This window comes from Roseofilum reptotaenium CS-1145, from assembly GCF_028330985.1.
GTDB classification, from domain to species: domain Bacteria; phylum Cyanobacteriota; class Cyanobacteriia; order Cyanobacteriales; family Desertifilaceae; genus Roseofilum; species Roseofilum reptotaenium.
The window spans coordinates 28,026-41,033 of sequence record NZ_JAQMUE010000072.1; the positions used below are offsets into that span (position 1 = coordinate 28,026).

Sequence of the window (13,008 nt, forward strand, 5' to 3'; positions counted from 1 at the left end):
ATCCAACAGTTAAGCGTTAGTTTTGATTCCATGATTAGATCCCCCTATCTCCCTATCCCCTCATCCTCTTTCCTTACCCAAACTTGGTAGAGTCCCCAAATGGCCATGGCCCGCAAATAATGACTAGCGCGGAAGGTTCGGGCTGCGGTAATGGCTTCTGGGGTGCGAAATTGTAGCCCATGGGTATAAATTTGATTGACTACAGCTTCCGCAATAGTAAAGGCTTCGGCTTTCATTCCCTGTTGTAACATAAATGCGGCTAATCCGAAGTTAATTCCTGTCCAGATTTCTAGGGGATGGGTTGCCTTGGGGTTTTCTGGCGAGCCATCGAGGTTAACACCATTGGCTACACCTAGAGCTGCTCGATCTGGGTTTTGGCTCTGATTAAATTGGGTGAAACAAGTGTGATAGATGGTTTGTAGGGTGGCTATCGTGCAGTCAGCGGGCACAATGGATGGTAAATTTAATAACTGGGTATAAAATTGACCGCAGAGCTGATCGGCCATCACGACTTGCGATCCACTTTGGCTATCCAAGTTATAATATGCTCCATTCCAGAGCGTTTTTTGATACAGAGGTTTAGATTGGTTTAACCAGGTTGACCATTGTTCAATTTGAGCTTGGACGTTGGTCTCTGGGGAGTCTTGAGCGTCTTGCAGATGTTGACCGATCGCGATCGCCCCTTCTAAAGCCGCTAACCATAACCCCCCACAATAGGCGCTGATCCCCTTAAGCTGCCAATCATCAAAGGTTTGGTCGGGCGCTCCTGAGTTTTCGGGGATGCCATCACCATCTTCATCAAAGGTTTTGAGATAATCCAGGGTTTCCACAAGAGCGAACCAGCACTCTTGCAAAAACTCTAGATCCTCTGCTCCCGTCCACAGAAAATAGCGATAGACTTGCAAGACAAAATCGCATCCTAAATCTTTCCATAGGTTGCAGTCCTGATAGCTGGTATAGTTGCTTTTCTGCCAAGGATGTTCGTTGGGAGCGCCTAGATCGTGGGGGGTAGCACTGGCAATTTTGCGCACCGCTTGCGCTTGATTATAACCAATAATTCTCGGCGTACTATCTCCCTGGGGAATGGCGCGAGCAAAGGCTAACATCACTGCTTTTTCCAGTTTCGGCCACAGTAAAGTTAAGGCAAATCCACCATAGAGCCTAACGTCTAAGCTTTCATACCAGCGATAGTCTAAGCATTCGAGTACCCCAAATTGACCAATGGGGTCATTTTCTGTGCCTGCTGTCCACAGGGTTCCACCGTCGGCAAGTAGGTAAAGTTCATTAAACAGAGCCATTTTCAGGGGTTCGGGAAATCCGGAATCGCCTAAAATCGGTTTGCGCCAATCTGCGATCGCCTCTTTCCAAGTATCTGAATGTTTCAGAGCTGTGCGTACCATTGACCAGGCATTTTTACCATTTCGCCCGAAAAAGTCGGTATAGCGTCGATAGTAGCCAATCGGTTGCCCGGCGGTTGCTTCATCGGTTGAGGGAACTTGTCCAGCAGAGTCACCCTTGGCTTGGGTATAGCCAAATTGGGTAACGGGAAAGTCCCAAGCGAGGATAAAGGGAATTTTGCGAGTCCGTCCGGGTCTGAGGGTAAAGCGGACGGCGATCGCACAAGCGAGACGTTCCCCAGATGCGGCTGGGGTTTCGTCTTCCGAGTCGGACAAAGACCCATCGGTAGCAAAGGGAGACCAAACCGCCTCCCCACTACTGGTAGGGTCCCAACGGGTATGGTAAAAGACTTCGACGGCTGGATTGGCGATCGTGGCGATTGCCCATTGCCCTTCTCCTTCTTCGGGGATCTCATGGGTACTCAGGCGACTCATTAAGCATCCCACCCGAAAGTTATTTTCAATCCACCGGTTATAGTTATCCGTACTTTCTCCCCATTGGGGTTGATAGTCATAAACCGGCGATCCATCATCCCGAACCCGGATTTCAGGGGTTTTGATCGCATTCGTAAACCAACCCACCGTATTTTCCCAGGTGAGCAGAATACTCAGAGTAAGGGGTTGATCGGTCGGGTTATGGGCAGTCCATTCAAAGATGGCGAGGGGATAGCTTGTTTCTTGGTAGTTGTGGGGAATAATGGGCGAAAACTGTTCGCACAGCAGTTGGGACTGATAAACTCCTTCGTAGTGGTACCAGCTTTGGGGATAAAGGGCACTGTAGGTTCCCGTTTGTTGGACAGTGCTGGTGGGGGGATACCATTGCCAACTGCTTAGGCTTCCATCTGTGGGGGGTTCGGTACTTAAGGCATAGGTTTTGCTGCGCCCATCTGAGGTTTCTTCAAAGACACTAAATTGACACGCGGGTAAGGTTTTGAAGATATGTTCTCCCCCATCAATATGCCAGAGGTTAAAGTCTCCCCTGGGCGATCGCCCGATGCATCCTGCACCTAAGCCACCGAGGGGCATTCCATGCCAAGGGCCATCATCTAAATTGGAAGCATAACGCACGGTGTAAGGGTTGTCCCACCCTAAACCGAGAGGGCGTTGCCATGCACAGGAAGGAATCTGGGGTTGAAAGGGTTGGTTGGTCATAGGGTTTATTCTACAAGTCTCGGCGCGATAGTAGGGCAATTCTCCAGGTGCCGAGGACAAAGGAGAAACAGGGATGATCCCCGACAGGAATCAGGAGTTTGGCGACGGGTAAATGCCCCAATGGAGCTTCAAGGCTAAAGGTTAATCGATCATAATCTAACCAGATTTCTTGCGATCTCCATCCAACTCTCTGGCCAAATTCAGCATAGTTTTGATAGCTGAGGTTCCAGATTTGCTGTTGGATCGAAAACCCAAAATGATTGTAGCTATGTTCTCTCCACAGGCGATCGAGCCATTGGAGATCGGAGGTAGGGATAGCCAGAGCATGGGACTTGTTGATGTAGCCTTCTGAAGCGCGATCGCTTAACTGCAATAATATCCTGCCGGTTTCTTCATCTGCTTCTTTCCACTGTTGTACTACCAGCAGATCTTCTAGTGTTTGATAAGTTGACTCATGAGGAATTACGGTTTTCATGGGTATTTTTTCTTCATTGCTCCCTTAATTTATGATAGCGCTTTTAGGCTCTTTTGCTCAATAGGCTACCCTTGTTCTCCGTGAACTCACTATGATATAAATCAAGAAACTTGACGTGATAATCTGGCACTAATTTATGTCTTCTCCGTTGGAAACCTGTCTCCTAGAAAACTTGGATTATATCCCCTACCTTGACGATCAAGGACAATTCCCCGAACAATTCTCTAAAAAAATTGGAGTTTATGCTATTTTTAACGAAAATAAAACATTACAACTGGTTCATTATTCACGGGATATCTATCTAAGCCTAAAACAACATATGGTGCGACAACCTCAAGGATGTTATTGGGTGAAAGCCTATGTGATTGACAAGCCGAACCGCAGCCAATTAGAACAAATCAAAGAAGCTTGGATTACCGAAAATGGATCAATTCCCCAAGGGAATGACACACAGTTCAGTCAATGGACCGATCCCATTGATGCTACGGTGTCCATGACAGATGAGGAAAAGGCAAGTTATGAAACCAGTGATGAATTAGGAAAAATCAAGCTTTTAAAAACGGTAGCTCGCCGAGTTCAAGAGGAAATCTTAGCGCGTTTAGAGCCTCGGAAAATTCAAGATTCATTTCGGTTTAATCCGAAATTAAAAGAAAAAGGATTATTGGACTTGAAGTAATTCCATATCTTTATGAAGATGGGCTTAAGCTCGTTGCCTCTCAAGTGGCAAGGTTGAATTTGTAGGTTAGGTTGAACGATAGTTAAACCCAACAAGGTTTGACTGACGTTAAGTTGAGGCACGAAACCCAACCTACATTCTTAACTCTTGCCTATTTGCCTATTGCCTATTGCTTTTCACTGGGCTTCCAAAGAACTTGACTGACTTTCTCCCAAGTTTTCTGGGCTGCCTCCTTAATTTGATTGCGATTATACCATTTCTGAAACTCTTGCTCATATTCAACATCAGTCATCTGGTAAGTATTCCAGGTTTTCAGACCAAGGAGTAGTCCCCAGGTCAAAATGACATAGAGCGACCAGGACAACGTGCCAACACTGACTAAATTAATAACGACGAGAAAACTATTAGCAATAATATATTTGCCAGCATCTTTCTTTAAGGTTTGATAACGCTGGATATCAAATTCTTTACGATGTTTCAGCTTACCTTGTTTATCTAGCCACTCTTGCTCGGCAGCTTTTAACTGTTCAGGGGAAATTTCTAGTTCTGTGGCAATTTCCACTAACTGTTCATAGGAAAACTCTTCTAAATGATTTTGGCGGGCGATCGCCAACTGCAAAATCTGTTGAAGATCCTCTTGGCGATAGGAACGAGAGATAGGCGACGAAGAACCAGACATCATCTTAAAGTTATAGGAGAATCAGAATCCAATCATTGACCAGGGGAGGGGGAGTGAGAGTGAAGGTGGGATAACATTTGCCCCCATCTATTATGCCGAAGTTTAACCGATCCAGACAAGGGGATGGGGAAGTGTTAACACTAGGACTTAGAGCAAGAGAATAGGCAGATTCTAAACCCTTAAGCCGAACTGTTCAAGGACGGATAATCCCCCCAAAACGTCCTTAACCCTCAATGAGCCGACGATTACAATAGAGAGAGCGAGGCGCACCCCTCCCCTTATGTGATGCAATCTCAAAATCAGAGGTGTCTTATGAACGGCAATATTCGTGTGGGCAGTCTTTTTGGCATTCCCTTTTATCTTAATCCCTCCTGGTTTCTGGTTCTCGGTTTAGTGACGTTGAACTATGGAACCAACCTCAGTGCTACTTTTCCCCAACTTGGTTTAGCTTTACCTTGGATTTTAGGATTAGGCGCTGCTCTGCTACTCTTTTCTTCTGTTTTAGCCCACGAACTTGGCCATAGTTTGGTTGCTATCCGTCAGGGGATTGGGGTGAATTCGATTACTTTATTTCTCTTTGGGGGACTAGCGAGTTTAGAAAAAGAATCGAAAACTCCTGCTGAAGCTTTTTGGGTGGCGATCGCCGGCCCTGCGGTGAGCCTAATTCTCTTTGGTCTGTTTACAGGTATCGCTATATATGCCCCCCTGAGTGGCCCCATAGCCGCCATTATTGAGCTTATCGCTTACATTAACCTAGTTTTAGCCCTTTTTAACCTGATTCCTGGTTTACCACTGGATGGGGGTAATATCCTTAAGGCTCTAGTGTGGAAAATCACTGGAAACCCAAACCGAGGCGTGGTATTTGCCAGTCGGATGGGACAAGCGATCGGTTGGTTCGGTGTAGCGATCGGCGGACTCTCCCTGTTTAATATTCAAATGGTTCTGTTCGGTGTACCCATTGCTGGTAGTATTTGGACGCTCTTAATTGGTTGGTTCCTGTTGCAAAATGCTGGTCGCTCAGCCCAGTCAGCAACCCTGCAAGATATTCTCACTCACCTAAAAGCAGAAGATGCAGTTTATACCGAAAGTCCTATCGTTGTGTCTCATCTCTCCTTGCGCGAGTTTGCCAATAACTATGTAATTGGTCAAAAGCAATGGAAAAAGTTCTTGGTCATTGATGCCGAAGGTCTTCTGTTAGGAACAATCTCCATTGATGATATGCGATCGGTTGCCACCTCCGAATGGCCTGAAACCAGGGTTGAATCCTTAGTTAAACCAACTCCTACTTCAGAAATGATTCAATCCGATCAAAACCTCTTAGAAGTTGTGCAACTCTTGCAAGAAAAACAACTCTCTGAACTACCAGTGGTTCGCGAGAATGGTATTTTAGTCGGCTTACTGGATAAGACGGAAATTGCCCGCTTGGTTCAACAGCAAGCCTAATCCATTAACAATTAATAATGAATAATGAATAATTATTCATTGTAGGGGCGTTCATGTCGCGAAGCGAAACGGCCGTTCGCCCCTACAGATTTTTAAATACATGACAGACTACTTTATGTAAATAAAAACAATCGGTTTTGACCATGGAAAACAAATTTTCACAGCTCTATCAAACAGATTTTAATTTGTGGATTGAGAAAACCATTAGTTATTTAAAAGTGGAGGACTTCAATAGGCAGTATTTCCAGCGGATTGTCCTTTTTCTCAAGAACAAGTCTTAGATATGGATTATTTTCCCAACGAGTCTTGATATCAAGTCCAGGTAATCCATGAAAATGTTAGGTAGAGGGGTAGGGTATCCAACTAAGTTGCTGTCACTCTAATTACAGCCGTTAGATTACAATGGGGAGAGCAAGCCGCACCGCTCCCCCGATGCGATGCAAGCTCAAAATCAGAGGTGTCTTATGAACGGCAATATTCGTGTGGGCAGTCTTTTTGGTATTCCCTTTTATCTTCATCTGTCCTGGTTTCTGCTTGTCGGTTTAGTGACATTCAGCTATGGGATTATAGGATTAGGCGTTGTTCTGTTGGTCTTTTCTTCGGTTGTAGCCCACGAACTCGGTCATGGTCTAGTTGCGATTCGTCAGAGGATTGGGATTAAATCGATTACGTTGTTCCTGTTTGGGGGACTAGCACGTTTAGAGAAAGAACCGCAAACCCCTAGTGCAGCTTTCTGGGTGGCGATCGCCGGCCCTGGGATCAATTTAATCCTCTTTGGTCTGTTTATGGTCATAGGACGGTTTACTTTCATAACTATGACTCCTCCCCTGAGTATTCGTTTAGCCTCGATTTGTGGCTTTCTAGCGTACATTAACCTGATTTTAGGCCTGGTTAACCTGATTCCTGGCTTACCCCTGGATGGGGGCCATATTCTCAAAGCTCTGGTGTGGAAAATTACCGGTAAACCGAAGCAGGGTCTGATGTTTGCCAGTCGTATGGGACAAATCATGGGTTGCTTGGGTGTGGCGATCTGTATACTCTCCTGGTTTAATATTCCAGTAGTTCTCTTTGGGATTCGCATTTCTGGTGGTATTTGGACGTTCATCATCAGTTGGTTTATGGTGCAAAATGCGGGTGCTGTTCAGAAATTAGTGGATATTCAGACGAAAATATACTCTCAGTATCATGAATTTGTACGGGTTGATGCTCAAGATTTTTCCCATCTCGATTTGAAGTTTTACCAGCAGGCACAAAGGCAATTAGAACGCTTAGGTTTTGAGAAACTGGCAGATATTGAAGATGTGACGATCTCTGGAGTCAACCGCAGCCAACCGCGTTTTTTCTTTCGGCTAATGCTCAGTCGCGATCGCCGCACTGTAGCTTGGATTCACACCAGTCCTTTATCCAAATTGGTTAAGGGATTTCAGGCGATCGGTTTAGCTCCCCAAGGCGGTAAAATGGTAAGTCTAGATTCTGAATTTGAAGGAGGAACGTTTCTCCTCACTCTTAATACTCAAGGTTTCTCTAACTTACCATTTCCTACTCCTAATATTGAGGATCGGCAATTTCCTACAGATACATCTATTTCTGAATTGGTCAGACAACACCGCATTCGCGTCAGAGATCTCAATCCTCATACTCCCGCACTGATTGTACGCAACTTTGACCAGGCGATCGCCCTCGAACATCGCTTAGAAACCCTCATGAATCAGCACAAACAAGCTCAAGGGTACGTCACTCGCAACACCATTGAACGTAACGCCCAATCCTCCTAAAATAACCTTAATCCTGAATCAGGCGATCTCTACATACAATGAAGAGAATGAGACGCACCGCTCCCCCAATGCGATGCAATCTTAAAATCAGAGGTGTCTTATGAACGGCAATCTTCGTGTGGGCAGTCTTTTTGGTATTCCCTTCTATATCCATTTATCTTGGTTTCTGGTTGTCGGATTCGCGATGTTCAGTGGTGGGATTATAGGATTAGGTTTTGCTCTGCTAGTCTTTTCTTCGGTTGTAGCCCACGAACTCGGTCATAGTCTGGTTGCCATTCGCCAGGGGATTGGGGTTAAATCCATTACCTTATTTCTCTTTGGAGGACTGGCAAGTTTCGAGAAAGAACCAAAAACCGCTAGTGCAGCCTTTTGGGTGGCGATCGCCGGCCCTGCGGTCAATTTAATCCTCTTTGGTCTGTTTACTGTCATTGTACTGTTAACTGCCCTAGCCAGTATCGCTGTTCCCCTAAGTGCCCCCTTAGCCCTCATTTTTGGCTTTCTAGCATACATTAACCTGATTTTAGGCCTTTTTAACCTGATTCCCGGTTTACCCCTAGATGGGGGCCATATCCTCAAGGCTCTGGTGTGGAAAATTACCGGTAAACCGAAGCAGGGTCTGGTGTTTGCCAGTCGTATGGGACAGATCATTGGTTGTTTCGGTGTGGCGATCTCCATACTCTCCCTGTTTAATATGCCACTGGTTCTGTTTGGTATCCCCATTTCCGGTGGTATTTGGACGTTCATCATCAGTTTGTTTATGTTGCAAAATGCGAGTCACTCGACTGACGTGAATCAAGCGGCTGAAGAATTACTGGATTATCATAAGAAAATCTACTCTCAGCAGCATGAATTTGTGCAGGTTGATGCTCAAGATTTTTCCCATCTCGATTTGAAGTTTTACCAGCAGACACAAAGACAATTAGAACGCTTAGGTTTTGAGAAACTGGCAGATATGGAAGATGTGACGATCTCTAAAGCCAACCGAAGCCAACCGCGTATTTTGATTCGGGTGATGCTCAGTCGCGATCGCCGTACTGTAGCTGGAATTTTTCACTTTCCTTTACCCCTATTAGTCAAAGCGCTTCAGGCGATCGGTTTAGCTCCTAAAGGCGGTAAAACGATAGATTTAGAATCTGAATTTGAAGACGGAACATTTCTGACTACGTCTAATACTCAAGGTTTTGACAATAGCTCGCCCTTTCCCAAAATCGAGCGCCAGCAACTGCCGGGAACAGCGTCGATTTCTGAATTGGTTAGAGCACACCGCATTCGCGTCAGAGATCTCAATCCTCACACTCCTGCATTAATCATACGCAACTTTGACCAGGCGATCGCCATGCAACATCGCTTAGAATCCCTTAAAAATAGTCACAAAGAAGCTCAAGGCTACCTCACTCGCGAAGACATTCAACGCCAAGCTAAAAAAGGTCAAGAAGCAGCCGCAGAAGTCCTCGGTGATGCTTTGGACGACCTTAAAGCTAGAAAATCACAAGAAGAGTAATGCCTAGGAAGTTTCGCTCTCTTTGAAGTTTCTCACAGCATTCAGAACTTTTTGTACCCAGTGATTATCTAGGGGAGATGTGATCACCACATTAAAATCATACTGTGCCGCTTCTAATTGAACTCCTTCAGCATCATCTATATGAAGATCTATGCCAAATGCTTTGGGGTGTTTGCTGGGATAAGGATAGGCTTTGTATTTCTGGAAGTACCGATCGTGAACTTTTTGATTAATCACTTCTTTTATCTGAATACCATAAAAACAGAAGAATAAACGTATATAAATAAGAGGACGATATGAAGTGGTATAAATACATATTTCATGTCTCTCTTTTTTGAGTTGTCTGATGAGATTTCCAGTCCCGAATCGTAAAGGTTCATTAAACCATAATCTCAATAAGCGTGGAACTGCGTTAGGCTCATATCTTGAATGTGATTGCCAACAAATGAGCGTGTCATCTAAATCAAATGATATTTTCACTGAATAGAAATCTATTTTCAGATGTTAGGAATTATGAAGCATTCAAAGAACTTCATGTAGGTATATAGCGCTTCGCGCTAGGGAATAGGGAATAGGCAATAGCTTGTATGGCTTAGGTTCTAAGGCTTCAAGCTGTACCTCATAGAAGAGAGAAACGCTATAGTATCGGGAATAAAACGAAAAACATTACCAGCTATTGCCCAAATCAATGGATTAGACAATGGGATTAAAGGAGTCCTATCAGATAGCTTGTCTGGAGAAAGTGAAGAAAAGTTGATCAGGAAATTAGAAAAATGAGGACTTGAGTATATGGTAGCCATACGAAGCAACCATGGGGTCTAGCTTCCGCCTGGAGCAAGGTTAAGAGCGAATCGATAGAGAAAATTTGAGTGCATGATGAGCGATGAAAAAAAGAAATTCGTTACGTCCGAGAAATTATTTTTGGCAAACGAGGTAAGCGTACTTATTGGAAAATTACAACAGATCCAGAAACCTTTTTCAACACCTCCCGCAAGGCAAAAGCAAACTTCTCATGCAAGTTCCGCGCCAACTCCTCTAACACATTCAACGATAATTCCAGCCTGGCTTTCCCCCGCACTTCCTGCAACAGCACCAACCAATCCGCCGCCGTCAACACCTGCACTGGCTCATTGCCCAGAGCCTGGCTAAACAAGCCGGTAACCTGCCCATCCTGGATCGGGTCAAATTTATCAGAATCAACCGCTTTCAGCTCTTCAGCGATATTTTTCCAGTGTCTGACGGTATATTCAGCCAGGGATACCATCCTTTTCTTCGATGCCCGATAAGTCCCCGCCTCAGCCCTCGCCTTAATCAGCCATGCGATCGCCAACAATACCATCGTTGCTCTTTATTCTATTGCCTATTCCTGATTCTACATCTCGTAGGGACGAAACATTTTTCGCCCCCACGATTAGCGGTTATGGGTTCATAGTCGCATTTTCTTTATTGCACTCTCGTGCATTAGAAACCGGAATAGGACTTAAATGTACCTGTTCAACCAGGGGGGTATATCCCAACCAACACAGAGAACCCGTTGTAAACTGTTGAGGAGAACCACTAACACCAAAGCGGGTGGGCTTAGGTGCGTAGCCATTCCGCAAACCCAGCAACTCCAGCTCTTGACCTGTTGCTTTAACAACATGAACGGCTGGATTAATCACTTGTACCGATTTTGGCAACAGTTGACGAATCACCGAATCTAAAAGAGGGTAGTGGGTACAGCCATAAACCAGAGTATCAATATTTTGTTGTAGCAGAGGTTGCAAATAGGAACGAGCAACCTCATAAGTATAGGGGTCATTGATGCGATTTTGTTCAATGAGGGGTACAAACTCTGGGCATCCCACTTGCCATACCTGAACCGTTGGATCAACTTCAATCATGGCTTGACGATAGGCTTGACTGGCAGCAGTTGCAGGAGTGGCAATCACTCCGACCCGTTTACCGACAGCAACAGCCGCTCTAGCGGCTGGTAAAATTAATCCGAGGATGGGAGTTGAGAACTCATCGCTAATGGCTTCTAGTGCTAAAGCATTACTGGTATTGCAAGCCATGACTACCATTTTCACCTGTTGCTGTTCCATCCAGGTGATAATTTCTCGTACAAATTGAATAATCTCTTCCGACGATCGCGTACCATAGGGCAAGCGTGCGGTATCGCCAAAATAAATAATCGATTCCTGGGGAAGCTGACGATACAGTTCGCTCAGAACCGTTAGTCCGCCTACACCGCTATCAAAAACCCCAATTGGTCGATGATTGATGGTCATGATTTCTCTTTACTCCAAATCACTCACTCACACCATGGGGTTTAGCTGCGCCTCCCCCCACTAATAATTTTGCTGAATATGGCGCAAAATGCCATTCGCGATGCCTTGAGCCATCTGGCGACGGAAAACTGGGTTAGCTAACTTCACCGAATCTTCCCGACCGGTGATAAATCCAGTTTCCACCAAGACCGAAGGCATCGATGTTTTCCTCAGCACATAAAATCTAGCACGACGAACTCCGCGATCGCGAATATTTAAAGTTTGCAGGATCGTATTATGGATATCACGAGCTAAACGCTGACCGGTTTGATAGTAAAATGTTTCTAACCCATTCACTTCTGGACGGCTCAGACTAATCGCATTTGCATGAATGCTCACAAATAATGTCGCATTTGCCCTCTCAGCCGTCGCAACCCTTGGTGCTAAATCAATTTCCCGGTCATCGCGACGGGTCATCACGATTTGTACGCCATTTTGCTCCAAGATAGCAGCCACTTGATTGGAGATATCCATCACAATCTCTTTTTCCAGGAGTCCATTTCCCACCGCTCCGGGATCGCGGCCACCATGACCGGGGTCAATGGCTACCCGAATGCGAGAATTCCGAGGAGGTCTGGGGTTGGAAGGACGAGGATTAGTCGTTGGAGGAGGTAAGGGTTGGGGACGAGGAACTGGTGGAGGTAAGGGTTTGGCTGGTGGCGGTACATTAATCGCAATGCCATCTTGAGGCGGTGAAGGTGATGGAGGTTGTGTAGGAGAAGGGCCAACAGAAGAATTCGCTGATACGAGTTCCAGATTCGTGGGCCAAGATTGTTGGGCATCTTGGGTAGATAAAGTACCAGTACCCGGAACTGGCATAAGAATCACCGCATAAGATGCTCTTACTGCTTTCCAATCGGGACTTGCAGGAGTCACATCTAGAGTTACTCGCACAATCGAATCCCTATGTTGGCTCATCTGGATTTGCCTTACCCCTCGACTATTAATTACCAAGGGTCTTTGATGTAAATCTTGGGCTAAGGTCACCCCCTCAAAATCGAGGGTAATTTGCCGTTGATTGGAGGTGCGTCTAACAGACTTAATTTTGGGATGATCTCCATTCACCCGTAACAAAAAGCTATCACGGGTCACCCGAATCGCTTCCACCACCGATGTGGCGCTACTTGGGGGAGCGGGTTGAGGCGCTGAAACAGGAGGGGGCGTAGGTCGTCTATCCCGTTGAGGATTAGGAATTTGCACCACCCATCGACGAGGAGAAATGCCTTGGAATTTCACTTGATTGGGGTCAATGGTATAACCAGGGGCAAGTTCCACCACTAAGCGAGTCGTATTAGAATTAAATTGACCCGTACGGACTTTGGCAATCCCAGGAGTATTGACCAACTGCTGGCGTAGGGCACTCCCTAACTGAATTCCGGGCAAGTCAATCACCAGGCGAGTCGGCCCCTCAATGAGTTGCGCTCTGGGTTGGACATTGGTATCGGTAGTAAATTCTAAACGATTGCTTCTGGCATCAAAGCGCCAATTTTGCAAACTGGCTGCATAGACAGGAGATGAAAGCAGCCATAATCCTAAAACACCGGGTAAGAGCCAATGAAGTTTCACGCCATTTCCTCGCTGATGATAGTGATACGCCCTTG

Annotated in this window: 10 protein-coding genes and 2 pseudogenes; 5 read left to right on the top strand and 7 right to left on the bottom strand. The window is 45.6% G+C overall.

Annotated features, from left to right (window positions below; all coding sequences use genetic code 11):
- Window positions 1–44: 44 nt before the first annotated feature.
- Both PN466_RS12025 and PN466_RS12030 read right to left on the bottom strand, forming a co-directional pair.
- Window positions 45–2,549, bottom strand: coding sequence for a GH116 family glycosyl hydrolase (locus PN466_RS12025; protein WP_271939876.1), 2,505 nt, complete (start codon window positions 2,547–2,549; stop codon window positions 45–47).
- A 10-nt stretch (window positions 2,550–2,559) separates the two neighbouring features.
- Window positions 2,560–3,024 (bottom strand): GUN4 domain-containing protein, encoded by a 465-nt coding sequence (locus tag PN466_RS12030; RefSeq protein ID WP_271939877.1) that lies wholly within the window; start codon window positions 3,022–3,024, stop codon window positions 2,560–2,562.
- 136 nt (window positions 3,025–3,160) lie between these two features.
- Between PN466_RS12030 and PN466_RS12035 the strand changes: the two genes are divergently transcribed.
- Window positions 3,161–3,700, top strand: a complete 540-nt coding sequence (locus PN466_RS12035; RefSeq protein ID WP_271939878.1) for a GIY-YIG nuclease family protein — start codon at window positions 3,161–3,163, stop codon at window positions 3,698–3,700.
- A 166-nt stretch (window positions 3,701–3,866) separates the two neighbouring features.
- Here PN466_RS12035 and PN466_RS12040 read toward each other — a convergent pair whose 3' ends face one another.
- Entirely contained in the window at window positions 3,867–4,382 is a 516-nt protein-coding gene (locus tag PN466_RS12040; RefSeq protein ID WP_271939879.1) for a 2TM domain-containing protein, read from the bottom strand.
- A gap of 309 nt (window positions 4,383–4,691) precedes the next feature.
- Here PN466_RS12040 and PN466_RS12045 point away from each other — a divergent pair, with 309 nt between their 5' ends.
- From PN466_RS12045 to PN466_RS26310, 3 genes and pseudogenes are all read left to right on the top strand, one after another.
- The gene (locus PN466_RS12045) at window positions 4,692–5,822 is read left to right on the top strand and encodes a site-2 protease family protein (protein ID WP_271939880.1); all 1,131 of its coding nucleotides are present in this window, start codon (window positions 4,692–4,694) and stop codon (window positions 5,820–5,822) included.
- A 464-nt stretch (window positions 5,823–6,286) separates the two neighbouring features.
- Window positions 6,287–7,597 (top strand): site-2 protease family protein, encoded by a 1,311-nt coding sequence (locus PN466_RS12050; RefSeq protein WP_271939881.1) that lies wholly within the window; start codon window positions 6,287–6,289, stop codon window positions 7,595–7,597.
- 100 nt (window positions 7,598–7,697) lie between these two features.
- Window positions 7,698–8,408: pseudogene (locus tag PN466_RS26310) on the top strand (site-2 protease family protein); the annotation flags it as partial.
- Window positions 8,409–9,101: 693 nt separating this feature from the next.
- Here the strand turns inward: PN466_RS26310 and PN466_RS12060 are convergent.
- Window positions 9,102–9,335 carry a hypothetical protein gene (locus tag PN466_RS12060; protein WP_271939882.1) on the bottom strand — a complete coding sequence of 78 codons (234 nt, stop codon included), beginning with the start codon at window positions 9,333–9,335 and terminating at the stop codon, window positions 9,102–9,104.
- A 468-nt stretch (window positions 9,336–9,803) separates the two neighbouring features.
- Here PN466_RS12060 and PN466_RS26315 point away from each other — a divergent pair.
- Window positions 9,804–10,072: pseudogene (locus PN466_RS26315) on the top strand (IS701 family transposase); the annotation flags it as partial.
- Here the strand turns inward: PN466_RS26315 and PN466_RS12065 are convergent.
- The 3 genes from PN466_RS12065 to PN466_RS12075 form a co-directional block, all read right to left on the bottom strand.
- The gene (locus tag PN466_RS12065; RefSeq protein ID WP_271939883.1) at window positions 10,042–10,362 is read right to left on the bottom strand and encodes a hypothetical protein; all 321 of its coding nucleotides are present in this window, start codon (window positions 10,360–10,362) and stop codon (window positions 10,042–10,044) included. The pseudogene PN466_RS26315 and the gene PN466_RS12065 sit on opposite strands and share 31 nt — an antisense overlap.
- Window positions 10,363–10,516: 154 nt before the next feature.
- On the bottom strand, window positions 10,517–11,368 hold the full coding sequence (murI, locus tag PN466_RS12070) for a glutamate racemase (RefSeq protein ID WP_271939884.1): 852 nt from the start codon (window positions 11,366–11,368) through the stop codon (window positions 10,517–10,519).
- A 60-nt stretch (window positions 11,369–11,428) separates the two neighbouring features.
- On the bottom strand, window positions 11,429–12,973 hold the full coding sequence (locus tag PN466_RS12075; RefSeq protein ID WP_271939885.1) for an N-acetylmuramoyl-L-alanine amidase: 1,545 nt from the start codon (window positions 12,971–12,973) through the stop codon (window positions 11,429–11,431).
- Window positions 12,974–13,008 lie beyond the last annotated feature (35 nt).

Bases quoted from the DNA above. Each gene is read 5' to 3' on its own strand.
- PN466_RS12050 (WP_271939881.1), top strand. From the start codon at position 6,287: ATGAACGGCAATATTCGTGTGGGCAGTCTTTTTGGTATTCCCTTTTAT.
- PN466_RS12040 (WP_271939879.1), bottom strand. From the start codon at position 4,382: ATGATGTCTGGTTCTTCGTCGCCTATCTCTCGTTCCTATCGCCAAGAG.
- PN466_RS12030 (WP_271939877.1), bottom strand. From the start codon at position 3,024: ATGAAAACCGTAATTCCTCATGAGTCAACTTATCAAACACTAGAAGAT.
- PN466_RS12035 (WP_271939878.1), top strand. From the start codon at position 3,161: ATGTCTTCTCCGTTGGAAACCTGTCTCCTAGAAAACTTGGATTATATC.
- PN466_RS12045 (WP_271939880.1), top strand. From the start codon at position 4,692: ATGAACGGCAATATTCGTGTGGGCAGTCTTTTTGGCATTCCCTTTTAT.
- murI (WP_271939884.1), bottom strand. From the start codon at position 11,368: ATGACCATCAATCATCGACCAATTGGGGTTTTTGATAGCGGTGTAGGC.
- PN466_RS12065 (WP_271939883.1), bottom strand. From the start codon at position 10,362: ATGGTATCCCTGGCTGAATATACCGTCAGACACTGGAAAAATATCGCT.
- PN466_RS12025 (WP_271939876.1), bottom strand. From the start codon at position 2,549: ATGACCAACCAACCCTTTCAACCCCAGATTCCTTCCTGTGCATGGCAA.